The 22967-nt window shown below is 73.1% G+C and carries 20 protein-coding genes; 12 read left to right on the top strand and 8 right to left on the bottom strand.

Translation table 11 applies throughout. The features are described 5' to 3' along the window. Positions 1-139 precede the first annotated feature (139 nt). On the top strand, positions 140-1435 hold the full coding sequence (locus ACIQ6Y_RS17855) for a DUF6986 family protein (protein ID WP_404039297.1): 1296 nt from the start codon (positions 140-142) through the stop codon (positions 1433-1435). Between the two features lie 95 nt (positions 1436-1530). Next, positions 1531-3294 carry a serine/threonine-protein kinase gene (locus ACIQ6Y_RS17850; protein WP_404039294.1) on the top strand — a complete coding sequence of 588 codons (1764 nt, stop codon included), beginning with the start codon at positions 1531-1533 and terminating at the stop codon, positions 3292-3294. Here the strand turns inward: ACIQ6Y_RS17850 and ACIQ6Y_RS17845 are convergent. Continuing rightward, positions 3240-4043, bottom strand: a complete 804-nt coding sequence (locus ACIQ6Y_RS17845) for a hypothetical protein (protein WP_404039291.1) — start codon at positions 4041-4043, stop codon at positions 3240-3242. The genes ACIQ6Y_RS17850 and ACIQ6Y_RS17845 overlap by 55 nt on opposite strands. 7 nt (positions 4044-4050) lie before the next feature. Continuing rightward, positions 4051-5127 (bottom strand): LacI family DNA-binding transcriptional regulator, encoded by a 1077-nt coding sequence (locus ACIQ6Y_RS17840; RefSeq protein ID WP_404039288.1) that lies wholly within the window; start codon positions 5125-5127, stop codon positions 4051-4053. Between the two features lie 192 nt (positions 5128-5319). On the opposite strand from ACIQ6Y_RS17840, the gene ACIQ6Y_RS17835 reads away from it, so the two are divergent. Together ACIQ6Y_RS17835 and ACIQ6Y_RS17830 are read left to right on the top strand one after the other, a co-directional pair. Beyond that, the gene (locus ACIQ6Y_RS17835) at positions 5320-6267 is read left to right on the top strand and encodes an ROK family protein (protein ID WP_404039285.1); all 948 of its coding nucleotides are present in this window, start codon (positions 5320-5322) and stop codon (positions 6265-6267) included. A gap of 160 nt (positions 6268-6427) precedes the next feature. Beyond that, positions 6428-7582 (top strand): MFS transporter, encoded by a 1155-nt coding sequence (locus ACIQ6Y_RS17830; protein WP_404040105.1) that lies wholly within the window; start codon positions 6428-6430, stop codon positions 7580-7582. 33 nt (positions 7583-7615) lie between these two features. Here the strand turns inward: ACIQ6Y_RS17830 and ACIQ6Y_RS17825 are convergent, their stop codons facing one another. Next, positions 7616-9154 carry an MFS transporter gene (locus ACIQ6Y_RS17825; protein ID WP_404039283.1) on the bottom strand — a complete coding sequence of 513 codons (1539 nt, stop codon included), beginning with the start codon at positions 9152-9154 and terminating at the stop codon, positions 7616-7618. A gap of 174 nt (positions 9155-9328) precedes the next feature. Between ACIQ6Y_RS17825 and ACIQ6Y_RS17820 the strand changes: the two genes are divergently transcribed. From ACIQ6Y_RS17820 to ACIQ6Y_RS17810, 3 genes are all read left to right on the top strand, one after another. Further along, the gene (locus ACIQ6Y_RS17820) at positions 9329-10243 is read left to right on the top strand and encodes an RNA polymerase sigma-70 factor (protein ID WP_404039280.1); all 915 of its coding nucleotides are present in this window, start codon (positions 9329-9331) and stop codon (positions 10241-10243) included. A 160-nt stretch (positions 10244-10403) separates the two neighbouring features. Then, complete coding sequence (locus ACIQ6Y_RS17815; RefSeq protein ID WP_404039277.1) at positions 10404-10613, top strand: hypothetical protein; 210 nt, start codon at positions 10404-10406, stop codon at positions 10611-10613. A gap of 144 nt (positions 10614-10757) precedes the next feature. Then, complete coding sequence (locus ACIQ6Y_RS17810; protein WP_404039274.1) at positions 10758-11798, top strand: NUDIX domain-containing protein; 1041 nt, start codon at positions 10758-10760, stop codon at positions 11796-11798. A gap of 128 nt (positions 11799-11926) precedes the next feature. On the opposite strand, the gene ACIQ6Y_RS17805 is transcribed toward ACIQ6Y_RS17810, so the two are convergent. Continuing rightward, positions 11927-13282, bottom strand: coding sequence for a dipeptidase (locus ACIQ6Y_RS17805; protein ID WP_404039271.1), 1356 nt, complete (start codon positions 13280-13282; stop codon positions 11927-11929). A 133-nt stretch (positions 13283-13415) separates the two neighbouring features. On the opposite strand from ACIQ6Y_RS17805, the gene ACIQ6Y_RS17800 reads away from it, so the two are divergent. Then, positions 13416-14720 (top strand): geranylgeranyl reductase family protein, encoded by a 1305-nt coding sequence (locus ACIQ6Y_RS17800; RefSeq protein ID WP_404039268.1) that lies wholly within the window; start codon positions 13416-13418, stop codon positions 14718-14720. On the opposite strand, the gene ACIQ6Y_RS17795 is transcribed toward ACIQ6Y_RS17800, so the two are convergent. Continuing rightward, a complete protein-coding gene (locus ACIQ6Y_RS17795) occupies positions 14710-15180 on the bottom strand; it encodes a nitroreductase family deazaflavin-dependent oxidoreductase (RefSeq protein WP_404039266.1) in 471 nt (156 codons plus the stop codon). The two genes, ACIQ6Y_RS17800 and ACIQ6Y_RS17795, sit on opposite strands and share 11 nt — an antisense overlap. A 234-nt stretch (positions 15181-15414) precedes the next feature. Between ACIQ6Y_RS17795 and ACIQ6Y_RS17790 the strand changes: the two genes are divergently transcribed. Continuing rightward, on the top strand, positions 15415-16146 hold the full coding sequence (locus ACIQ6Y_RS17790; RefSeq protein WP_404039263.1) for a TetR/AcrR family transcriptional regulator: 732 nt from the start codon (positions 15415-15417) through the stop codon (positions 16144-16146). On the opposite strand, the gene ACIQ6Y_RS17785 is transcribed toward ACIQ6Y_RS17790, so the two are convergent. After that, positions 16130-16915: a BTAD domain-containing putative transcriptional regulator gene (locus tag ACIQ6Y_RS17785; RefSeq protein WP_404039261.1), complete on the bottom strand. Its 786-nt coding sequence runs from the start codon at positions 16913-16915 to the stop codon at positions 16130-16132. The genes ACIQ6Y_RS17790 and ACIQ6Y_RS17785 overlap by 17 nt on opposite strands. A 108-nt stretch (positions 16916-17023) precedes the next feature. Between ACIQ6Y_RS17785 and ACIQ6Y_RS17780 the strand changes: the two genes are divergently transcribed. From ACIQ6Y_RS17780 to ACIQ6Y_RS17770, 3 genes are read left to right on the top strand one after another with little or no spacing between them, the layout of a single operon-like run. Continuing rightward, on the top strand, positions 17024-19159 hold the full coding sequence (locus ACIQ6Y_RS17780; protein WP_404039258.1) for an MMPL family transporter: 2136 nt from the start codon (positions 17024-17026) through the stop codon (positions 19157-19159). Between the two features lie 52 nt (positions 19160-19211). Continuing rightward, positions 19212-20414, top strand: a complete 1203-nt coding sequence (locus ACIQ6Y_RS17775) for a sensor histidine kinase (protein ID WP_404039255.1) — start codon at positions 19212-19214, stop codon at positions 20412-20414. Continuing rightward, positions 20411-21076, top strand: a complete 666-nt coding sequence (locus ACIQ6Y_RS17770; protein WP_404039252.1) for a response regulator — start codon at positions 20411-20413, stop codon at positions 21074-21076. The genes ACIQ6Y_RS17775 and ACIQ6Y_RS17770 overlap by 4 nt, the downstream gene beginning before the upstream one ends. Here ACIQ6Y_RS17770 and ACIQ6Y_RS17765 read toward each other — a convergent pair. Together ACIQ6Y_RS17765 and ACIQ6Y_RS17760 are read right to left on the bottom strand one after the other, a co-directional pair. Beyond that, a complete protein-coding gene (locus tag ACIQ6Y_RS17765) occupies positions 21037-21321 on the bottom strand; it encodes a DUF6332 family protein (protein ID WP_404040102.1) in 285 nt (94 codons plus the stop codon). The genes ACIQ6Y_RS17770 and ACIQ6Y_RS17765 overlap by 40 nt on opposite strands. A gap of 96 nt (positions 21322-21417) precedes the next feature. Then, entirely contained in the window at positions 21418-22911 is a 1494-nt protein-coding gene (locus ACIQ6Y_RS17760; RefSeq protein ID WP_404039249.1) for an MFS transporter, read from the bottom strand. Positions 22912-22967 lie beyond the last annotated feature (56 nt).

Genomic DNA, 22967 nt, shown 5'->3' with positions numbered 1-22967 from the left:
CCCCCGTGACCCACGCCGGTCACGGGGGCTTCTGCGTGCCGGGGTGCTGTACTGAGGGTGTTGACCAGTCGGAGGTCCCCGGATAACTTTCATTCAACGGATTGTTGATTCCGTACAGCGGAAAACTGGAGGGTGTGGGATGGGTCAGGGCCAGCAGGAGAAGGTGGCGACGAGCCTCGCGGGCACCGTCAGCGAGGAGATCAGCGCCTCCCTCGCCGAGGTCGACGCCGAACTGGAGCGCGTGTACCCCGGAGACCCCGGCACCCGCCAGCCCGTCCACACCGTCTACGTCCCCGGCGACGTCTTCGCCGCCGACACCCTGCGCACCTGGGGCGACCAGGCCCTCGCCGCCCTCGACGAACACGCCCCCGACGCCGCGTCCTTCGCCGCGGTGCTGGGCCTCGCGGACGAACTGGCCGAGCCGGTGTACTCCCGCGTCCGCGCCAAGCTGGAGCGCGAGCCGATCGAAGACCTGCGCGTCGACTTCGAGGACGGCTACAAGGGCCAGGACGAGGACCGGGACGCGGCCCGCGCCGCCCGCCTGATCGCCGAGGCCTACGCGAACGGCACCGCGGCCCCGTACATGGGCATCCGCATGAAGTGCATGGAGGCCCCGGTCCGCGACCGCGGCATCCGCACCCTCGACATCTTCCTCACCGGCCTGATGCAGGCGGGCGGCCTGCCCGACGGGCTCGTCCTCACCCTGCCCAAGGTGACCTACCCCAAGCAGGTCACCGCCATGGTCCGGCTCCTGGAGTCCTTCGAGAAGGCGCACGCCCTGGAGCCCGGCCGGATCGGCTTCGAGATCCAGATCGAGACCAGCCAGTCCATCCTCGCCGCCGACGGCACCGCCGCCGTCGCCCGGATGATCCAGGCCGCCGAGGGCCGCGCCACCGGCCTGCACTACGGCACCTTCGACTACAGCGCCTGCCTCGGCGTGTCCGCCGCCTACCAGGCCAGCGACCACCCCGCCGCCGACCACGCCAAGGCGATCATGCAGGTCGCCGCCGCGGGCACCGGCGTACGCGTCTCCGACGGCTCCACCAACGTCCTGCCGGTCGGTACCACCGCCAAGGTTCACGACGCCTGGCGCCTGCACTACGGCCTCACCCGCCGCGCCCTGGCCCGCGCCTACTACCAGGGCTGGGACATGCACCCCGGCCACATCCCCACCCGCTACGCCGCCGTCTTCGCCTTCTACCGCGAGGGCTTCGAGCAGGCCGCCGGCCGCCTCGCCCGCTACGCCAGCCACACCGACGGCGACGTCATGGACGAGCCCGCCACCGCCAAGGCCCTCAGCGGCTACCTCCTGCGCGGCCTGGACTGCGGCGCCCTCGACATCGCCGAGGTCGCCCGCCTCACCGGCCTCACCCGCGCCGACCTGGAAGGCTTCGCTGCGCCGAGGCGCGGTGACCTGACGGCTTCGGCGAAGTAGCGGAATCGTCACAGCAGCCACCGGCGACTGCCGCTGTCACCCCTGCCCCGTAGTCTGTACGGCACTCATGGACGTGTCACAGGAACGGGGCAGCGGTGTCTTCGGGGGAGTACGGCGAGCACGGCCAGTACGGCCATACGGACGGGGTCGGCAGACTGCTGGCCGGGCGCTACCGGGTCACGGCGCGGCTCGGGCGCGGCGGCATGGGCGTGGTCTGGCGGGCCGTCGACGAGGTCCTCGGCCGTGAGGTCGCCCTCAAGGAACTGCGCACCTACACCGACTCCGGCGGGCCCGAACTCGCCGACCTGCGGCTGCGCATGCAGCGCGAGGCCCGCGCCGCGGCCCGGGTGCGCCACCCCGGCGTGGTCGCCGTGCACGACATCGCGGAGGTCGACGGCCGCCCGCTGATCGTCATGGAGCTGGTGGACGGCCCCTCCCTGGACGACGTCCTGCGCGAGCGCGGCACCCTCGACCCGCGCGAGGCGGCCGGAATCGGCGCCAAGGTGATGGACGCCCTGGCCGCCGCCCACCGCGTCGGCGTCCTGCACCGCGACGTCAAGCCCGGCAACATCCTCCTCGACCGCTCCGGCCGGGTCGTCCTCACCGACTTCGGCATCGCCGCCATGGACGACCCGGGCGACGGCTCCGCCACCCACCTCACCCGCAGCGGCGAGATCATCGGCTCCCTGGACTACCTGGCCCCCGAGCGCGCCCAGGGCGGCGACCCCGGCCCGGCCTCCGACATCTGGGCCCTCGGTGCCACCCTCTACGCGGCCGTGGAGGGCGACTCCCCGTTCCGCCGTACGTCGACGTTCTCGACTCTCACCGCCATCGTCTCCGAGCCGCTCCCGGAGCCGCGCAGGGCCGGCCCCCTGGGCCCCGTCCTGGCCGCCCTCATGGCCAAGCACCCCGACGCCCGCCCGGACGCCGACCGTGCCCGCGAACAACTGGAGTCGGTGGCGGCGGGCCCTGTCACGGACGTCCCCACGTCCTCCCTGCACGGCACGCCACCTCCCCCTCGCACCGAGACGGAACTGAGCGTGCCGTCGGTGCCTCCGGGGTTCGGGCCCGCGCAGCCCTGGCCGGGCGCGGCCGGGCACATCCCCGCCGCCCCGACCGGCACCCCCGCGACGAACCCCACCGCCACCACCCCGCCACCCCGTCGGCAGCGCGGCCGCGCCCTCTCGGCCGCTGCGGCCGTCACCGTCGTACTCGCCGCGGCCGGGATCACGGTGGCGCTGCTGGACAGACCGGGCGACGCGGAGCCGGGAGCCGCGCCCGGCGCGTCGGCGGCGGCCATCAGCGGGTCGGCGTCGGCGTCCGGCGCGCAGTCGGCGAGCCCGCGGGCCACCGAGGCGAGCCCGAAGGCCGAGGCGTCCGAGAAGGGCGAAACGGCGTCCCCGAGCGCTTCGCAGACACGGGTGGACAAGGACAACAAGGGGGACGAGGAGGACGAGCAGAACAAGGACGAGACGGGCGCAGGCACCTCCACCGGCCGGACCGCGAGTCCGTCCCCCTCCAAGACTCCGACGAGCGGTACGGGCGACGGCGGCGGCACCGCCACCCAGGAACCCGCCCCCGTCTGTCACCCGATCGACGGCGGCAAGTACAACTGCCAGGTCTGGCGCACCGCCAAGTCCTACACGGCGTCCGGCACCGAGGTCGGCATCCTCGGCGAGGGCACCAACTATTTCTACTGCCAGCAGAACCTGGGCCGCCGCGAGACGTACGGCGAGTGGACCAACGTGTGGTGGGCCAGGACGGACGACGACAGCGGCAACACGAACGTGTACGTCAGCGACGTCTACATCCAGGGCGGCGACAACGACGCCCCGGTGCCGGGACTGCCCGTCTGCTGAGGGCGCACGTACGCCTCGAGGCCGGACGCCGTCACCAGCTTCTCCTCGGCGAACAGCAGCGTGCCGGCCTCGCACAGCGCCGCGTCGGCACGTGCCCGGGTGACGAACTCCTCGGGCGTCATCCCGAACAGCTCCCGCAACCGGGGGAGCGCGAGGAGAAGTTCGCTGATCAGCGCCCGCTGACCCGGGTGCGAGCGCGGCGCGCCGGTGCCGTTGTGCAGGACGCCGCGCCGGTTGACGTACGAGTACACGCCCGGCAGCGCCTGCCCGTCCTCCAGCTCCACGCGCACGACGGAGTCGGGCAGCCACGCCCGCCGGAAGTTGCCGGCCGGCAGCGGGACGCCCTCGCTGGCGTCCACCACCGCGAGCTGCTCGGCGTCCAGCCACGTCACGAACAACTCCCGTACCGCGCAGGGCGCATGGACCGGCGAGGCGGAGACGTAGCCCATGCGGCTGACATGCGCGGAGACGCCCACGGCGATCCCGGTGACGCGCGCCCTGACCATCGGCAGGGGAGCGCGGATGCCCGACAGGGCCATCTTGCGGCGAAGTTGGGCGGGGGAGGCGTTGGAGCCGACGGCGAGCACCGGGGTGCGTTCGGGGTGGACCAGGCGGTCCAGGGGTAACAGCCGGTCCCCGTCGAGGAGTCCGGACCGTGCGGGCCAGACGCCCGGGTAGCTCAGCGGGTCGTCCCGTGGCACGCCGGCCAGCCCCAGGGCCTCCAGCGTGTGCGCGTCCGGTTCGTCCATGGGCCGCTCAGTCCGCGGGCGGCAGTTCGCCGGAGCCGCGGGTGACCAGGCGGGTGGGCAGTTCGATCCGCTCGGGCGTGACCAGGGTGCCGTCCAGCTGGCGGAAGAGCCGCTCGGCGGCGGTACGGCCGAGCGCCGCCGCGTCCTGGGCGACCACGGTGAGTCCGGGCTGGAGCAGGTCGGCCAGCTCGATGTCGTCGAAGCCGACGAGGGCGACGCGCCGGGAGTGCTCGGCGAGCACCCGCACGACGGTGACGGTCACCCGGTTGTTGCCGGCGAAGATCGCGGTGACCGGGTCGGGCCCGGACAGCATCTCCTCGGCCGCCCGCCGCACCCGCACCGGATCGGTGACGCCCAGGGACATCCAGGACGCGGCGACCGGTATCCCCGCGTCCTCCATGGCGGCCCGGTAGCCGCGCAGCCGCTCGGCCGCGGTGTGGATACGGGGCATGTCACCGATGAACCCGATCCGGCGGTGCCCGTGCGCGATGAGGTGGGCCACGCCGTCGCGCGCGCCGCCGTAGTTGTCCGACAGCACCACGTCCGCGTCGATGCGCCCGGCGGGCCGGTCCACGAACACCGTGGCCACACCCGCCCGGATCTCCGGCTCCAGATAGCGGTGGTCGTCCCCGGCCGGGATCACCACGAGCCCGTCCACCCGCCGCGCGCACAGGGCCAGCGCCAGTTCCTGCTCGCGGTCCGGGTCCTCGGCGCTGGAGCCGTTGATCAGCAGCGCGCCATGGGCGCGGGCGACCTCCTCGACGGCGCGGCTGAGCGGGCCGTAGAAGGGGTCGGCGAGATCCTCCAGGACCAGGCCGATGCTGGCGGTGCGGCCCTTGCGCAGCACGCGCGCGCTGTCGTTGCGGCGGAAGCCGAGCGCCTCGATGGCGTCCTGCACACGCCGTTCGGTGTCGGGCGTGACGCCCGGCTCGCCGTTGACGACCCGGGAGACCGTCTTCAGGCCGACGCCGGCCCGCGCGGCCACGTCCTTCATCGTCGGGCGGTTTCCGTAGCGGGCGGCGGTGAGACCGTCTGCTCGGCGGATGGCATCGGCCACGGTGCGGTGTCCTGTCCTGTGATCCACGGTGATCACGTTCGATCTAGGGCGTGCGTCGATCCGAGGATTGTATGAGGATGTGGCGTCGAGCATAGAGCCTGGACAACGTTGTCATACGCAGGGGAGACTGTCCACCGCACTCTGCGGCCCCGCGCGCCCCACTTCCGGACGGGACTGCACCTTTCCTGCACTGTCCCAGGTTGACGGGGAGAACTGACCTTGACGCACACCGCCCTCGTGGCCGCGCTCGACATCGGCGGCACCAAGATCGCCGGCGCCCTGGTGGACGGCGACGGCCGCCTTCTGGTGCGCGCTCAGCGCCCGACGCCCGCCCAGGAGGACGGTGACACGGTCATGGGCGCGGTCCGCGAGGTGCTGCGGGAACTGCGCGCCTCGCCCCTGTGGAGCCGCGCGAACGCCGTCGGTATCGGCAGCGCCGGCCCGGTGGACGCCTCCACCGGCACGGTGAGCCCGGTGAACGTGCCGGGCTGGCGCGACTATCCGCTGGCCGCGGGCGTCCGGGAGGCGACCGGGGGACTGCCGGTCCAGCTGATCGGCGACGGCGTGGCGATCACGGCCGCCGAACACTGGCAGGGCGCGGCCCGCGGTCACGACAACGCGCTGTGCATGGTCGTCTCCACCGGCGTCGGAGGCGGCCTGGTCCTCGGCGGACGCCTGCACCCCGGCCCCACCGGCAACGCCGGGCACATCGGCCACATCAGCGTCGACCTCGACGGCGATCCGTGCCCCTGCGGCGCGCGCGGTTGCGTGGAGCGCATCGCCAGCGGCCCCAACATCGCACGCCGCGCCCTGGAGTCGGGCTGGCGGCCCGGCCCCGACAACGACTCCTCCGCCGCCGCGGTGGCCGCCGCCGCCCGTGCCGGTGACCCCGTCGCCGTCGCCTCCTTCGAACGCGCCGCCCAGGCCCTCGCCGCCGGCATCGCCGCGACCGCGACCCTTGTCGAGATCGACATCGCGGTCGTCGGCGGCGGCGTGGGCAAGGCGGGCGAGATCCTCTTCACGCCCCTGCGCAAGGCCCTCGCCGACTACGCGACCCTCTCCTTCGTCCGGCGCCTCACGGTCGTCCCGGCCCGCATGGGCACGGACGCGGGCCTGGTGGGAGCCGCGGCCGCCGCTCTGACGGGCCGTACGGCAGCGGGCGTCTGACACCCCGGCCCTTATGCGGTTGCGGCTCGGTCGATCCGCCCGCTGAGGTGGGCCCATGGACCGGGCCACCGAGCAGGCGCAGCGGACGAGACCAGGACGTGACGGCAAGGGCGTGCTGCGACCGTCTCCGTCGGCCAGGGTGGCTTTGCTCGGGGCGCTGATGCTGGGCGCGTTCACGCTGAACACGGCCGAGAGTCTGCCGGTCGGTCTCCTGGAGCGCATCTCCGACAGCCTGCGGGTGTCGGAGGCGGCGGTCGGACTGCTCGTCACCGGGTACGCCGTGACGGTGGCCGTCGCGTCCGTGCCGCTGGCGCACGCAGTGCGGCAGGTGCCCCGGCGGCAGGTGCTCGTGGGGCTGCTGGCCGCGCTGGTCGTGGCCGGCCTGGTCGCCGCCCTGGCCACCTCCTACGGGCTCCTCCTCGCCGCGCGGCTGCTGACCGCGCTCGCGCAGGCCCTGTTCTGGGCGGTGATGGGGCCGGTGGCGGTCGGGCTGTTCGCGGTCGAGGTGCGCGGGCGGGTCGTCGGGGCGCTGTCCATGGCCGGTTCGCTCGCGCTCGCGCTCGGTGTGCCGGCCGGAACGTGGCTCGGCAGGCAGAGCGACTGGCGGGTGCCCGTCGCGCTGCTCGCCGTCCTGGGCCTCGTCTCGCTCGTCACGATCGCCGCACTGCTGCCCGTCTCCCCGCCGGAGAAGGAGCCCGCCGCCTACGGCACCCGCCCCGACACGCGCCGCTTCAGGACCGTGCTGGCCGCCGGGACCCTGTCCGCCGCGGGGGCCTTCGCCGGATACACGTACATCGTGACGTTCCTCGGCCGGGTGAGCGGCTTCTCCCCGGGCGCGGTCAACGTCCTGCTCGTCGTCTTCGGCGCCGCCTGCCTGGCCGGGGTGAGCCTCACCGGGGCGCTGCTGGACCGCTTCCCGCGCTCCGCGCTGACGACGGCCGTGGCCACCCAGACCGTGGGCCTGCTCGGGCTGTACGCGGCCGGCTCCCACCCCGTCGCGGCGGTGGTCTTCCTGGTGCTGACGGGCGGGGCGCTCGGCCCGGTGTTCATGGCCACCCAGAACGAGATGCTGCACTGCGCTCCGGGCCGCACCGACCTCGCCCTGGCGGCCAACTCCGGCCTCTACAACGCCGGTATCGCCGCGGGCGCCGCGGTCGGCGGACTCGTGCTGTCGCTCGCCGACGTACGGGGCGCCTTCCTCGCCGGCGGGGTGCTGGGCGTGGCGGCCTGCGCGGTGCTGCTGGGGTCTTTCGCAAGACCACGCCGGACTGTGTCGTCGTACGACAGGAAGGCGCCAGTGAGGCCCGTGCGCTGACGGGGTCTCGGCGCACGGGCCCCACGCCTGGGGTCAGCCCGCGTGGACCGGGGTCTCGAAGGCCTTGGTCTCCCGGCCGGGTCCAGGTGCTCCGGCCTGGCGGCCCGGTGCCCCTGCGTTGATGAGGACGCCCGCGACCAGCGCGGCCAGCAGCATGATGCCCGCGGAGATCCAGGTGGCCACGGAGTAGCCGTGCACCGTGGCCTCCGCGAGCGCCGCCCTCACCTGCGGTGTCTGCCGCGTGGGGTCGATCCGGTGGTCGGCCAGCCAGTCGGTGGTGACGCCGGCCGCGATCGTGTTGAGCAGCGCGGTGCCGACCGAACCGCCCACCTGCTGCATGGTGTTGAGCGTCGCCGAGGCCGCCCCCTGCTCCTGCGGGGCGACCCGCCCCGTGGCCGTGGAGATCGCCGCCATGAAGGTGACACCCAGGCCGAGGCCCATCATGCAGATGCCCGGCAGGACACGGCCCGCGTAGGGCGCGTCGACGTCGATGGTGGCCAGGACGGCCAGCCCGCCGGCGGCCAGCGTCAGACCGGGCACGATCAGCGTCCGGGCCGGCACCTTCTGCAGCAGCCGCGCCGAGATCTGCGTCGACCCGATGATCATGGACGCGGTCATCGGCAGGTACGCCACACCGGTCCGCAGCGGCGACCAGCCCTTGATGCCCTGCAGATAGAAGGTCAGGAACAGGAAGACACCGAACATGGAGATGGTGACCAGGGCCATCGTCACGTAGGCGCCCGCCCGCTGACGGTCCCTCACGATGTGCAGCGGCAGCAGCGGCGTCCGGGCGCGGGTCTGCCACAGCGCGAAGAGGCCGAGGAGCGCCATGCCGCCGATCAGCAGCGTCAGCACCAGGCTGTCGTCCCAGTCACGGGACTCGGCCTCACTGAAGCCGTAGACGATGGACAGCACCCCGGCGGTGCCCAGCAGGGCGCCCACGATGTCCAGCCGGGCGCCTGCCGTGCGGCCCGGGTCCTTGAGCAGCACCAGCGCGCCGACCACCGCGACGGCGGCCACCGGCGCGTTGACGTACAGGCACCAGCGCCAGTCGAGGTACTGGGTCAGAGCGCCGCCCACCAGCATGCCGATGGCCCCGCCGGCGCCCGCGATCGCGCCGAACACCCCGAAGGCCTTGCCGCGTTCGCGGGGGTCGGTGAACGTCGTGGTCATCAGCGACAGCGCCGCCGGGGCCAGCAGCGCGGCGAAGACGCCCTGCAGAGCCCGGGCCGCGAACAGCATGCCGGGGCCGGTGGCGGCGCCGCCCAGCGCGGAGGCCACGGCGAAGCCGATCAGACCGACGACGAAGCTGCGCCTGCGTCCGAACAGGTCACCGAGGCGGCCGCCGAGCAGCAGCAGACCGCCGAAGGCGAGCGTGTAGGCGGTGACCGCCCACTGCCGGTTGCCGTCGGTCATGCCGAGGTCCTGCTGCGCGGACGGCAGGGCGATGTTCACGATCGTCATGTCCAGCACCACGATCAGCTGGGCGAGAGCGATGACCACCAGCGCCCACCAGCGCCGGGGGTCGGGGGAGGGCGGGGAAGAGGCGCCTGTGCTCATGTCTGTGGTCATGTCCATGCTCCTGTCCGTGCCTTTCGTGCAGCGACAACCACGAGACGTCGCCCGTGCCGCCCCTGTGACACCGCCGTCGTGTGACGTGGGCCACTCGCCGCGATGTCACAAAGCGGCGGCCCACGGCGTCTTGTGCGCATGGCAGTGCTGAGGAACAACAGTCAGGAGCGGGGCATGGGCGAACGCGGCGAAGAAACGACGGCAGAACGGGTGGACCGCGCCACCGAGGCGTTCGTCACCCACCGCAACCTGCTCTTCACCGTCGCCTACGAGATGCTCGGCTCGGCCACCGATGCCGAGGACGTCCTTCAGGAGACCTGGCTGCGCTGGGCCGGCGTCGACCCGGGCGGCGTGCGCGAGGAGCGCGCCTACCTGGTGCGCATCGTCACCCGGCTCGCCCTGGACCGGCTGCGCGCACTCGGCCGCCGCAAGGAGTCCTACGTCGGCCCCTGGCTGCCCGAGCCGCTGCTCACCGCGCCCGACGTCGCCGAGGACGTCGAGCTCGCCGAGAGCGTCTCCATGGCGATGCTGCTGGTCCTGGAGACCCTCACCCCGACCGAGCGGGCGGTGTTCGTGCTGCGCGAGGTGTTCGACCTCGACTACGACGACATCGCCGAAGCCGTCGACAAGAACCCCGCCGCCGTACGCCAGATCGCCCGCCGGGCCCGCGCCCACGTCGCCGCCCGCCGCCCCCGGGGCACCGTCTCCCCGGCCGAGACCCGGGCCGTGATCCAGGCCTTCCAGCGGGCGGTGGAGACCGGCGACCTCCAGCGGCTGCTCGACATCCTCGCCCCGGACGTCGTCGCCCTCAGCGACGGCGGCGGGGTCAGACGCGCCATGCTGCGGCCGATCCTCGGGGCCGACCGGGTGGCCCGGCTGCTGGCCACCGGCTGGTACCGGCGCGACGCCGCGAGGTCGCTGGAGCCGGTGCAGGTCAACGGCAGCCCGGGACTGCTCGTCCGGCTCGACGGCGAACTCCACGGCGTGCTGGCCCTGCGCATCGACCACGGCCGCGTGAGCGGCCTCTACCACGTGCGCAATCCCGAGAAGCTGTCGTACGTGGACCGGGAGACACCGGTGAGCCGCTGAGAATCGTCGAGAGTCGCTGAGAATCGTCGAGAGCCGTTGAGGAGCCGCATAGAACCGCATAGAACCGCTTAGAACCGCTCAGAGCTGCTTAGGACCGCTTAGGGCCGCCGCCCGAGGCCCCGGGCGTGACCATCCCGGCCCCGACGCCGTTGGAACGGACATGAAGAAGCGCAGCATGCTCGCCATCGCCTCCCTCGCCACCGGGTTCGTCGTCGCGGCGGTCAGCCCCTCCCACGCCCTCGGCGACTCCCCCCTCGGGGACCTCGACGTGCAGGACACCCTCAGCACCCTCGACCACACGATCGCCAGCGAGAGCCTGTCGGGGGTCGACGAGTCCGCCCTCGGCGGAGAGGCCGGCGCCGACGGCTGACCGCCCGCACGTTCCGCCCACAGGGTGCCGGACCCCGCAGCAGGGGCCCGGCACCCTGCTGTGCGTACACCCTCAACTGCGCCTGGTTTCCATGGCAGGGTGTTGCGGGCAAGCCACAGGGGGCCGAACAGAAGAGGGGGCAACGTGACCGTCGTCTGGATCAACGGCGCGTTCGGTGCGGGAAAGACGACCACCGCACGGGAGCTGATCGACCTGATCCCGAACAGCACGCTCTTCGACCCCGAGCTCGTCGGCGGGGCACTCACCCAGCTGCTCCCGGCCAAACGCCTGGCCGAGGTGACCGACTTCCAGGACCTGCCGATCTGGCGCAGACTCGTGATCGACACCGTGGCCGCACTGCTCGCCGAACTCGGCGGCACCCTCGTGGTGCCCATGACCCTGCTGCGCCAGGAGTACCGCGACGAGATCTTCGGCGGACTCGCCGCCCGCCGGATCACCGTACGCCACCTCGTCCTGACCCCGGCGGAAACGATCCTGCGCGAGCGGATCGCCCAGCGCGAGGTCCCGCCGGACCCGCCCTACGGCGAGATACGCCCGCGCCAGTGGGCCCTCGACCACATCGAGCCCTACCGTGCCGCCCTGGCCGGCTGGCTCGGCGCCGACGCCCACCCCGTCGACAACGGCACCCTCACCCCGTACGAGACCGCCGTGCGCATCGCCGCGGCCGTCGCCTCCGAGGCCGCGCCCGCCTGCGCCATCGTGCAGACCGCCGAGCCCACCGCGGAGACCGTCGCCTCGGGTGTGCTGCTCTTCGACGAGCACGACCGGGTGCTGCTCGTCGACCCCACCTACAAGCCCGGCTGGGAGTTCCCCGGCGGCGTCGTCGAACCCGGCGAGGCACCCGCCCGCGCCGGCGTGCGCGAGGTCGCCGAGGAGACCGGCATCCGCCTGGACGACGTACCGCGACTGCTCGTCGTCGACTGGGAACGCCCCGCACCGCCCGGCTACGGCGGACTGCGCCTGCTCTTCGACGGCGGCCGCCTGGACCGCGCGGCCATCGACGGACTCCTGCTGCCCGGCCCCGAACTGCGCGGCTGGCGCTTCGTCACCGAGGAGGAGGCCGCCGCCCTGCTCCCACCCGTCCGCTACGAACGCCTGCGCTGGGCCCTCCGAGCGCGGGAACGGGGCGCGGCGCACTACCTGGAGGCCGGGGTGCCCGTGTAGCGGACCTCAGGTCGACGCACCCAGGGGCGCGGGGAACTGCGCGACCGGCCACGACGGGCCCGCAGGCCCGAAACGGTCGGTCACCACGCAGCTCGGACCGCGCCCTGCACCGCCGCAGCTCCCCGGCGTCAGCTCGCCGCGTAGTTCCGCAGGAACAGCGCCTCCGCCACCGACAGCCGCTCCAGCTCCTGCGGGGACACGCTCTCGTTCACGGCGTGGATCTGCGCCTCCGGCTCGCTCAGGCCGATCAGCAGGATCTCCGCCTGCGGGTACAGCGCGGCGAGGGTGTTGCACAGCGGGATCGACCCGCCCTGACCGGCGTACTGCATCTCCTCACCCGGGTACGCCACCGCCATCGCGTCGGCCATCGCCTGGTACGCCGGGCTGGAGGTGTCCGCGCGGAACGCCTGCCCCTGACCGACCTGCTCCGTCACCACCCGCGCACCCCACGGCGTGTGCGCCTCCACATGCGCCTGCAGCAGCTTCGTCGCCGCGGCCGCGTCCACGCCCGGCGGCACCCGCAGGCTGATCAGCGCACGGGCGCTCGCCTGCACCGACGGCGTGGCGCCGACGACCGGCGGGCAGTCGATGCCGAGCACGGTGACCGCGGGCCGCGCCCAGATCCGGTCGGCGACCGTGCCGGAGCCGATCAGCCCGACCCCGTCCAGCACCTTGGCGTCCTCGCGGAACTGCTCCTCGTCGTACTGCAGCCCGTCCCACGGCGTGCCCTGGCCGAGCCCGTCGACCGTCGTGGAGCCGTCCTCCGCCCGCAGCGAGTCCAGTACGCGGATCAGCGCGGCCAGCGCGTCCGGCGCGGCCCCGCCGAACTGGCCGGAGTGCAGGTTGCCCCGCAGCGTGTCGACCTGCACCCGCAGCAGGGTCATCCCGCGCAGCGTGTTCGTCACCGTGGGCAGGCCCACGCGGAAGTTGCCCGCGTCGCCGATGACGATGGTGTCGGCCTGGAGCAGCTCCGGGTGGGCCTCGGCGTACCGCTCCAGACCGCCGGTGCCCATCTCCTCCGAGCCCTCGGCGATGACCTTCACGTGCACCGGTATGCCGCCGTTCGCCTTCAGCGCGCGCAGCGCCAGCAGGTGCATGATCACGCCGCCCTTGCAGTCGGCGGCGCCCCGCCCGTACCAGCGGCCCGCCCGCTCGGTCAGCTCGAACGGCGGGGTGTCCCAGCCGGCCTCGTCCAGCGGCGGCTGCACGTCGTAGTGCGCGTACAGCAGGACCGTCTTCGCGCCCGCGGGCCCGGGCAGGTAGCCGTACACCGACTGCGTGCCGTCCGGGGTGTCCAGCAGCGCCACGTCCTCGAAGCCCTCGGCGGCCAGCGCGTCGGCGACCCAGCGCGCAGCGCCCTCGCTCTCGCTCTTCGGGAACTGGTCGAAGTCCGCCACCGATTTGAAGGCCACCAGCTCGGCGAGCTCCGCCTTCGCCCTGGGCATCAGGGAGGCGACGGTCTCGGCGACCGGATTCGACGACATGGGCACGCTCCTCATGGGTGCGACGTGGGACATGTGGGTAACGCGATCCTCCCACAGTGGCCTGCGGTGATGTCGGTCGTAGGATGCGGGGGACAGATGCGGCAGGCGGCTGGACCGGGAGCGGTAGACCATCGTGAGCAGCGAGAACTCTTCGGCGGACTCTTCGGCGGACTTTTCGGCGGATCACGAGCGGCAGGTGTGGGACGTCGTCGTGGTGGGCGCGGGACCCGCGGGAGCCTCGGCCGCGTATGCGGCGGCGGTCGCGGGGCGGCGCGTACTGCTGCTGGAGAAGGCCGACCTGCCCCGCTACAAGACTTGCGGCGGCGGCATCATCGGCCCCTCGCGCGACGCCCTGCCGCCCGGCTTCGAACTGCCCCTGCGCGACCGGGTGCACGCGGTCACCTTCTCCCACAACGGCCGCTTCACCCGCACCCGCCGCTCCAAGAACATGCTGTTCGGGCTGATCAACCGCCCCGAGTTCGACCAGCAACTGGTCGAGCACGCCGAGAAGGCGGGTGCCGAACTGCGCACCGGCGTCACCGTCTCGCGCGTCGAGCAGCACGGCTCGGCGGTGCCCGACCGGCGCACGGTCGCCGTGGTCCTCCAGGGCGGCGAGACCCTGCTCGCCAGGGCCGTGGTCGGCGCCGACGGCAGCGCCAGCCGTATAGGGGCCCACGTCGGCGTCAAGCTCGACCAGGTCGACCTCGGCCTGGAGGCGGAGATCCCGGTGCCGGAGACGGTCGCCGAGGACTGGAAGGGCCGGGTGCTCATCGACTGGGGCCCCATTCCCGGCAGTTACGGCTGGGTCTTCCCCAAGGGCGACACCCTCACCGTCGGCGTGATCTCGGCGCGTGGCGAAGGCGCCGCCACCAAGCGCTACTTGGAGGACTTCATCGGCCGGCTCGGCCTCGCCGGCTTCGAACCGAGCATCTCCTCCGGCCACTTGACCCGCTGCCGCGCCGACGACTCGCCGCTCTCGCGCGGGCGTGTGCTGGTCTGCGGGGACGCGGCCGGGCTGCTGGAGCCGTGGACCCGCGAGGGCATCTCCTTCGCGCTGCGCTCCGGGCGGCTCGCGGGGGAGTGGGCCGTCCGCATCGCCGAGGCGCACGACGCCGTCGACACCCGCCGCCAGGCCCTCAACTACGCCTTCGCCGTCAAGTCGGGCCTCGGCGTCGAGATGGCCGTCGGCAAGCGCCTGCTCGCGGCCTTCGAACGCCGCCCCGGGCTCTTCCACGCCGCCCTCACCGGATTCCGCCCCGCCTGGCGCGCCTTCATGGACATCACCCGCGGCTCGACGTCCCTGGGCGAACTCGTCCGCAACCGCCCGATCGCCCAGCGCGCGCTCACGGCATTGGACCGCCGGCCGGTGGCCGACCCGGCGAGTGAGCCGGTGACCGGTCCGGACAGGCCCGGTGACGTCGAGGACGTCACTTCCTGACCGCGATCCGGAAGACCGGGTGGTCGCAGGCCGCCGCGAGGAGCTCCTCGTCGGAGGACTTCGCGGTGACGCCCTGGAAGTACTGGTTGACCTCCCAGCCCCACTTCTCCAGATAGGTCCGCAGGATCGGGAGCTTCTCGGCGTCGGGAAGCTCCTGTGCGGTGAAGGTGCGCACCTTGCGCCCCACGCGCAGCTCGCCCTCGCCGGCCGCGCGCATGTTCCGCACCCACTGGGAGTGGCCCCGGGCCGAGACCAGGTACTGCGCGCCGTCGTGGCTGTGCGGGTTGACGGGCAGACGCAGCATGTTGCCGCTCTTGCGTCCGCGCACGGAGAGCTCCGCGGTGCCGGCGAGGCTCAGACCGTGCCGGGCGAGCCAGCCGATGGCGCGGTTGAGGCGGGTGGCGACGGGGCCGGCCTTGAGGTAGTAGGGCGAGGCGGCGGACGAGGACGACGACGACATGGGGACCCCCGGGGCGATGGTCGGGTGGAGCGGCGCTCTGTTTTGTGAGCGGTGCTCTCGCTTGAGAACAGTGTGCACGGGAGCGGCGCTCCAAAGCAAGAGCAGTGCTCTCAATTTTGAGCGCCGCTCACGCGCATCGGCTCGCCGCCGCCACCCCCGCGTGCGCGTCCAGCCCGCCCGGAGCACTGCTCTCGTTTGTGTGCACTGCTCTCCCCCTATGGCAGACTGCACCCCATGAGCACCGCACAAGGAGCCCGCGCTCGCGCCAGGATCGAGATCACCGCCGCCATCAAGGACGAGGCGCGCAGGCAACTCGCCGCCGAGGGCGCCGCCAAGCTGTCCCTCCGGGCCGTCGCCCGCGAACTCGGCATGGCCTCCTCGGCGATCTACCGCTACTTCCCCAGCCGGGACGACCTGCTCACCGCGCTGATCATCGACGCCTACGACTCCCTCGGCGCAGCGGCCGAGGCGGCGCATGACGCTGTCGCCGACGCCGGGCCCGTGCGTCGCTGGACGGCGGTCTGCGAAGCGGTACGCGCCTGGGCGCTCGCGCATCCGCACGAGTACGCGCTGATCTACGGCTCCCCGGTCCCGGGGTACGCGGCGCCGCAGGCGACCGTCCAGCCCGCCTCCCGGGTCGGCCTGCTCCTCATCGCCATCGTCCGCGACGCCCACCGCGGCCTCGGCGTGGCCCGCCCGAAGCTGCCGGCCGAGCTGCGCGCGGAGGCGGACCGGATCGCGGCCGACCTCGCTCCCGACCTGCCCGCCGAGGTGGTGGCGACGCTGGTCGCGGCCTGGGCGCAGCTGTACGGGCTGGTGGGGTTCGAGTTGTTCGGGCAGTTCAACCGGATCGTCGAGGACCGCGAGCCGTTCTTCCGTCACGCGGTCACCCAGCTCGCGCACTCGGTGGGCCTGGTCTACCCGCAGGAAGGCCGCTCGAAGGGCGCGGTCAGCCCGCGGCCGTAGCCAGCAGCACCGGGTCCTGGCGCAGCACCCGCGCGTGCAGGGCGCGCAGCGCGGGCCCCGGATCGGCGCCCAGCGCGTCGGCGAGCCGCCGCCGGGCCGCCTCGTAGGCGGTGAGCGCGTCCGTCGGGCGCCCGGTCCGGCACAGGGCGAGCATCAGCAGTTCGACGAGCCGCTCCCGCAGGGGGTGCGCGGAGACGAGCCGCATCAGTTCGTGGACGTACCCGAACGCGCGGCCCAGCTCGATCTCGCCCGAGAGCCGTTCCTCCAGCACGGTGAGCCGCTTCTCGGTCCAGCGCAGCCGCTCCGCCGCGAGCCAGGGCGCCCGTAGCCCCTCGGCGAACTCGCCCCGCCACAACTCCTCGGCCTGCCGGGCCAGTTCGACGGCACCCGCGGTGTCCCCGGCGTCCCGTGCCGCCAGGGCCGCGTCGACCAGCAGCCGCCGCTCGCGCAGGTCGGCGACGTCCGTGCCGGTCAGCCGGTACCCCGTGCCCGTCCACACCAGCTCGGGCCCCTCGCCGAGCGCCCGGCGCAGCCCGGAGACGTACTTCTGCACGAGGTTGCGCACATGGACCGGCGGGGCGCCGCCCCAGACGGCCTCGACGAGCCCGTCGTAGGAGATCGGCCGCCCCTCCTGGAGCAGCAGGACCGCGAGCACCGCGCGCTGCATGGGCGGGCCGAGCGGGATCTCCACGCCGTCGCGCAACGCCCGCAGTGGGCCCAGCAGTTCGAAACGCAGGCCGTGCGCTGCCCCGGTCGTCCCCTCACCCATGGGCCGAGCCTAACCCGCGGGCCGCGTTCCAGTGGATCTTCCAGCGGACGTTCCAGCGGGCCGGGCGACGGTGTCCGCCACCCCGAACTCCTGGCGAAAGGCCCCCTCATGCTCACCCGGCTCGGCCGACTGGCCGTGCACCGCAGCCGTGCCGTCCTGATCGGCGCCCTGCTCACCTTCCTCGGCCTCGCCGCGTACGGCGCCGGCGCGCAGGACGACCTGGACCTGTCGCGGTGGAGTTCGCCCGGCACGGAGTCGGTGCGTGCCGCCGACGAGCTGCGCGACTCCTTCCGCACCGGCAACCCCAACCTCGCCCTGCTGGTCACGCCGCGCGACGGCGACGTGGACAGCCCCGCCACCGAGCGGGCCGCACGCGAACTCGTCGTCGAAATAAGCGCGTTGCCGCTGGTCACCGACGCCACCTCCTACTGGGACGCCGACAGCCCCGCCCTTCGCTCCACCGACGGCCGCCGCGCGCTGATCCTGGCCCGCCTCGAAGGCACCGCCACCGAGACCCGTGAGGAACTGGCGGAACTCTCCCCGCAGTTGACCCGTACGACGCCCGCGATCGACGTCCGTGTCGGCGGTCAGGAGGAGATCTCCCGGCAGGTCGGGGAGGAGGCCAGGGCGGACTTCCTGCGGGCGGAGGCGTTCGCGCTGCCGGCCGTGCTGCTTCTGCTGATCCTGGTGTATCGCCGCACGGTCGCCGCGCTGCTGACCGTGGCGGTCGGACTGTTCGCGGTGGTCGGCACCCTGGCCGGGCTGCGGGCGATCGCGCAGTTCACGGAGGTGTCGACGTTCGCCGCGAACCTCGCGCTGGTCCTCGGACTCGGCCTCGGCATCGACTACAGCCTCTTCGTCATCACCCGCTACCGCGAGGAGCGGGCGGCCGGTCACGACCAGCCGCGGGCCGTGGTCCGGGCGACGGCGGGGGCGGGCCGTACGGTCGTCTTCAGCGGCGTCACGGTCGCCGTGTCGCTGTGCGCGCTGCTGGTGTTCCCGTTCTTCTTCCTGAGTTCCTTCGCCTACGCCGGAGTCCTCGTCGTCCTGGCCGCCGTCGCCGGGGCGGTGTTGTTCCTGCCCGCCGCGCTGGCGCGCTGGGGGCACCGCGTGGAGCGTTCCGCGGTCCCGGCGTCCGGCTTCTGGCATCGCACCGCGCTGCGCGCCATGCGCCGCCCGCTGCTGGCCGGTGCCGGGGTCCTCACCGTGCTGCTGCTGGCCGCCTCCCCGGTGCTCGGGCTGCGCTTCGGCCTGCCCGACGAACGCACGCTGCCCGAGGGGACGTCCTCGCGGACCGTCTCCGCGACCGTGCACCGGGAGTTCGCGGCCGAGCCGACCGACACGGTCCAGATCGTGCTGAACGAGAAGGCCGACACGCGCGCGTACGCCGCCGAACTCTCCCGGCTCTCCGGTGTGTTCCAGGTCGACGCACCCGAGGGCACCTACCGCGACGGCCTGCGCACCGGCGCCCCCGGCCAGGACCGGCTGACCGCGCCGGACGGCCGGGTGCGGCTGGCCGTCGTACCGACGCAAGGGGCGATGTACGGCGACGTCCCGGGGTTCGTCGAGCGGCTGCGGGACACGCCGTCGCCGGCGCCCGCGCTGGTGGGCGGGTACCCGGCCGAGACCACCGACTTCCGGGCGACGCTGCTGGACCGGCTGCCGCTCGCGGTCGGGATCGTGCTGGTGGCGACGTACGTGATCCTCTTTCTGATGACCGGCAGTGTGCTGCTGCCCGCGAAGGCGACCGTGCTCAATCTGCTGAGCCTGTCGGTGATGTTCGGCTGTCTGGTGTGGGTCTTCCAGGACGGGCATCTGTCCGGGCCGCTCGGGTTCACGCCGACCGGCGCGATCGAGCCGAGCATCCCGGTGCTGATGTTCTGCGTGGCGTACGGCCTGTCGATGGACTACGAGGTGTTCCTGCTGGCCCGGATCAAGGAGGAGCACGACCGCACCGGGGACACAGGCCGGGCGGTGGGGGAGGGCATCAGGCGCAGCGCGCCGCTGGTGACGGCCGCGGCCGGAATCCTGGCGCTGTCCTTCCTGTCGTACGCGACCTCGGGGGTCGTCTTCCTCAAGGAGCTGGGCGTCGGCACGGCCCTGACGATCCTCGTGGACGCCACCCTGATCCGGGTCGTGCTGCTGCCGGTGACGATGCGGCTGGCGGGGCGGGCCAACTGGTGGGCGCCGCGGTGGCTGGCAAGGTGGCGCGTGCGGGACGTACTTCCTGGGGAGTACGTGTGATCACCTCGCCCGGCTGACGCCCCGGGCGGCGGGCGCGGTCTAGCGTGGCGGCATGGAAGCACAGCCCGTCCGTCAGCCGTGGGCGCACGACCGTGAGGTCTCGTGGCCCTGGCGCTCGACCCTGCTGATCACCGTGTTCGTGCTGGTCGGCTCGCACTTCGCGGCCGAGCAGCAGGAGGGCGAGCGGGCGGCGCTGGACGTCTTCGCGCGGGTGCTGCTGGTGCTGGCCTGCGGACTGCTGCTGTGGCGGCTGCGGCATCCGGTGCCGGTGGTGTTCGGCACGGCGGCCGGCGCGGCCGTCTACCTGGGTGCCGGGTATCCGTACGGGCCGGTCTTCCTGACGGTCGCCGTGGCCTGTTTCAGCGCGGTCGTCGCCGGTCACCGGCGGGCTGCCTGGACGGCCGTGGGCATGCTGTGGGCCGCGCATGTGCTGGTGGCGCACTGGCTGTACCGGTGGCTGCCGCCGTCGGGGGACTCGGCCGCGTCCTGGGGGCAGGAGGCGGTGATCGCCGCCTGGGTGGCCGCGATCGTGGCGCTGGCGGAGCTGGCCCGCGTACGGCGCGAGCAGTGGGCCCGTGAACGGGCCGAGCGCGCCCAGGCGGCCCGGCGCCGCGCCGACGAGGAGCGGCTGCGCATCGCCCAGGAACTGCACGACGTCCTCGCCCACAGCATCTCCGTGATCAATGTGCAGGCCGGTGTGGGGCTCGCCCTGCTGGACACCGACCCCGAGCAGGCGCGGGCCGCGCTCACCACCATCAAGTCCGCCAGCAAGGAGGCGCTCGGCGAGGTCCGCCAGGTCCTCGACACCCTGCGCACCCCCGGCGACGCGCCCCGCGCCCCCGCGCCCGGCCTGGACCGGCTGCCGGAGCTGGTGGAGCAGGCGGCGAGCGCTGGCCTCACCGTCCGGGTCGAGGGCGAGGTGCCGCGCCTGCCGCCGGGCGCGGACCTCGCCGCGTTCCGGATCGTGCAGGAGGCCCTCACCAATGTCGTACGGCACTCGGGGTCGCGCCGCGCGCGCGTGCGGCTCGATCACGGCGACCGTACGACGCTACGGCTGTGTATCGACGACGACGGACCGGCGACGGGCGCCGACGCGGGCGGCAGCGGCAACGGGCTGGCCGGAATGCGGGAGCGGGCGGCCGCGCTGGGTGGCACGATCGAGGCGGGCCCCCGGTCCGACGGCGGCTTCCGGGTGCTCGCCGTGCTGCCGTTGCGCACTGAGCCGAGGTCGAGTGGTGAGGAGGCCGGCCGGTGATCCGAGTGCTGCTCGCCGACGACCAGTCCCTGGTGCGGGCCGGTTTCCGCGCGCTGCTGGACGCGCAGCCGGACATCGAGGTGGCCGGTGAGGCCGCCGACGGCGAGGAGGCGCTGCGCGCGGTGCGTGAACTGCGCCCGGACGTCGTGCTGATGGACATCCGCATGCCCGTGCTCGACGGCCTGGCCGCCACCCGGTGCATCACCGCGGACGCGGACCTGAAGGACGTGAAGGTGGTCATGCTGACCACGTTCGAGCTGGACGAGTACGTCTTCGAGGCGATCCGCTCCGGCGCGTCGGGCTTCCTGGTGAAGGACACCGAGCCGGACGAACTGCTGCGCGCGGTACGGGCGGTGGTCGCCGGGGACGCCCTGCTCTCGCCGGGCGTGACCCGCAGGCTGATCGCCGAGTTCGCGGCCCGCTCCAAGGAGCCCGCGGCGGCCGGCGAACTGGCCCGGCTCACCGAACGGGAGCGGGAGGTGATGGCCCTGGTCGGCATCGGCCTGTCGAACGAGGAGATCGCCCGCCGCCTCGTCGTCAGCCCGCTCACCGCCAAGACCCACGTCAGCCGCACGATGGTGAAGCTCGGCGTGCGTGACCGGGCCCAACTCGTGGTGCTGGCCTACGAGTCGGGGTTGGTGCGGCCGGGCTGGCTGGGCTGAGCCGGCCGCCGGAAACGTACGAGAACGGAGATCACGCGGGCGACGAACAGGACGGCCGCGAGGGCCATACCCGTGCGCAGAAGGAGTGTCTCCACCCTGCCCGGCAGGTCGAAGAACAGTGCCGGGCCGGCGATCGCTCCGAAGACGACCGCGGCCGCGAAAGCGGCGCTGAACAGCGCGTATCCGATCTCGATGGTGAGCGCGTCCCGTTGGGCCTGGGTGCGCCGTCCCGTGTGCGTGGTCATGAGTCCCCCGTGCTTGGTCATGACCGGAGTCAAACAGGCGAGTGCCCGGCGGGGCAAACGGCCCCGCCGGGCACTCGTGGAGGCGGTACCCCCGGTTCAGTCGCGGACCGCAACGCGCTCCGCGTCCGCCTCCTTCACGGTGGACCTGGCGACGACGACCGAGTGCGCCTTCGGCCGGCGTCGGGTGAGCAGACCCGAGAGGGTGATCAGCAGGCCGAGCGCGGCGACCCCGGCGACCACGAGAAGACCGGGCCGGTAGCTGTCGAGGACGGCCTGCGGGGTGGCGTCCTCGGGGGCGCCGGCGGTGACCACGGCCGTCACGACGGCGAGGAAGATCGCGCCGCCCACCTGAAGGGAGGTGTTGAGCAGTCCGGAGACCATGCCCTGCTCGTGGTCGTCGACGCCGTTGGTGGCCTGGATGTTGAGCGAGGGGAAGACCAGCGCGCAGGCCGCGCCGATCAGCAGCATGCTCGGCAGGATCGCGACGGCGTACACCGGGTCGAGGTCGACGCCGAGGAACAGCGCGTAGCCGACGACCATCAGGGCGAAGCCGGCCGCGATCAGCCGCTGGGTGCCGAACCTGTCGACGATCGCACCGACCTTCGTGGACGAGATCGCCACCAGGGCGCCGGCGGGCAGGAAGGCGAGCGCGGTGTGCAGCGCGGACCAGCCGAGCAGCGACTGCATGTACAGCGTGACCAGGAACTGGAAGCCGACGTACGAGCCCAGGAAGGTCATGGCGCCGAGCTGGGCGCGGATCTGGTTGCCCGAGCGCAGCACCCCGAGCCGGATCAGCGGTCCGGCCGAGCGCCGCTCGACGAGGACGAACACGGTCAGCAGGACGGCGACGGCCAGGAAGGACAGCAGGGTGCGGGCCGAGGTCCAGCCGACCTCGGGGGCCTGGACGACGGTGAAGACCAGCAGCAGCATCGAGGCGGTGCCGAGGACGGCGCCAGGGACGTCGTAGCCGTTGTGGTTCTTCTCGCGGGTGGTGCGCGGCAGCAGCTTCAGGCCGGCGGCCAGGGCGATCAGGGCGATGGGCGCGGGCAGCAGCATGGTCAGGCGCCAACTGGCCTCCGTGAGCAGGCCGGACAGCACCAGGCCCATGGAGAAGCCGGTGGCGGCGCAGGTGGTGTAGATGGACAGGGCGCGGTTGCGCAACGGGCCCTCGGGGAACGTGGTGGTGATGATCGACAGCCCGGCCGGGGCGGTGAAGGCCGCGCTGAGGCCCTTGATGAAGCGGCTGGCGATCAGCAGGGGGCCGGAGTCGACGAGGCCGCCGAGCAGGGAGGCAAGCGCGAAGACGCCGAGGGCGACCAGGAACACCTGGCGCCGGCCGAGCAGGTCGGCCGTGCGTCCGCCGAGGAGCAGCAGGCCGCCGTAGCCGAGGATGTACCCGCTGACGATCCACTGCAGCGTCGAGGTGGACAGGCCCAGGTCGGAGCCGATGGAGGGAAGGGCGACGCCGACCATGGACACGTCCAGGGCGTCGAGGAACATCGCGGCGCAGAGCACCAGCAGGGTGCCCCAGAGCCGGGGAGTCCAGCGAGCCGTCGACGCGGCCGCCGAAGTGGTGAGCGGAGAGGTCATGGCGAAGACACTACATGCATGTGCATGAGATGCAAGCGCATTTAATTCCGATGCAA

The organism is Streptomyces sp. NPDC096205 (assembly GCF_044763135.1).
Lineage (GTDB): Bacteria > Actinomycetota > Actinomycetes > Streptomycetales > Streptomycetaceae > Streptomyces.
This window is presented reverse-complemented; position numbering and strand designations above follow the sequence as displayed.

What these genes read in the sequence shown, in the direction of transcription:
- ACIQ6Y_RS17855 (WP_404039297.1), top strand. Translation starts at nt 140, where the DNA reads ATGGGTCAGGGCCAGCAGGAGAAGGTGGCGACGAGCCTCGCGGGCACC.
- ACIQ6Y_RS17845 (WP_404039291.1), bottom strand. Translation starts at nt 4,043, where the DNA reads ATGGACGAACCGGACGCGCACACGCTGGAGGCCCTGGGGCTGGCCGGC.
- ACIQ6Y_RS17830 (WP_404040105.1), top strand. Translation starts at nt 6,428, where the DNA reads ATGCTGGGCGCGTTCACGCTGAACACGGCCGAGAGTCTGCCGGTCGGT.
- ACIQ6Y_RS17825 (WP_404039283.1), bottom strand. Translation starts at nt 9,154, where the DNA reads ATGACCACAGACATGAGCACAGGCGCCTCTTCCCCGCCCTCCCCCGAC.
- ACIQ6Y_RS17820 (WP_404039280.1), top strand. Translation starts at nt 9,329, where the DNA reads ATGGGCGAACGCGGCGAAGAAACGACGGCAGAACGGGTGGACCGCGCC.
- ACIQ6Y_RS17815 (WP_404039277.1), top strand. Translation starts at nt 10,404, where the DNA reads ATGAAGAAGCGCAGCATGCTCGCCATCGCCTCCCTCGCCACCGGGTTC.
- ACIQ6Y_RS17805 (WP_404039271.1), bottom strand. Translation starts at nt 13,282, where the DNA reads ATGTCGTCGAATCCGGTCGCCGAGACCGTCGCCTCCCTGATGCCCAGG.
- ACIQ6Y_RS17795 (WP_404039266.1), bottom strand. Translation starts at nt 15,180, where the DNA reads ATGTCGTCGTCGTCCTCGTCCGCCGCCTCGCCCTACTACCTCAAGGCC.
- ACIQ6Y_RS17790 (WP_404039263.1), top strand. Translation starts at nt 15,415, where the DNA reads ATGAGCACCGCACAAGGAGCCCGCGCTCGCGCCAGGATCGAGATCACC.
- ACIQ6Y_RS17785 (WP_404039261.1), bottom strand. Translation starts at nt 16,915, where the DNA reads ATGGGTGAGGGGACGACCGGGGCAGCGCACGGCCTGCGTTTCGAACTG.
- ACIQ6Y_RS17780 (WP_404039258.1), top strand. Translation starts at nt 17,024, where the DNA reads ATGCTCACCCGGCTCGGCCGACTGGCCGTGCACCGCAGCCGTGCCGTC.
- ACIQ6Y_RS17775 (WP_404039255.1), top strand. Translation starts at nt 19,212, where the DNA reads ATGGAAGCACAGCCCGTCCGTCAGCCGTGGGCGCACGACCGTGAGGTC.
- ACIQ6Y_RS17765 (WP_404040102.1), bottom strand. Translation starts at nt 21,321, where the DNA reads ATGACCACGCACACGGGACGGCGCACCCAGGCCCAACGGGACGCGCTC.
- ACIQ6Y_RS17760 (WP_404039249.1), bottom strand. Translation starts at nt 22,911, where the DNA reads ATGACCTCTCCGCTCACCACTTCGGCGGCCGCGTCGACGGCTCGCTGG.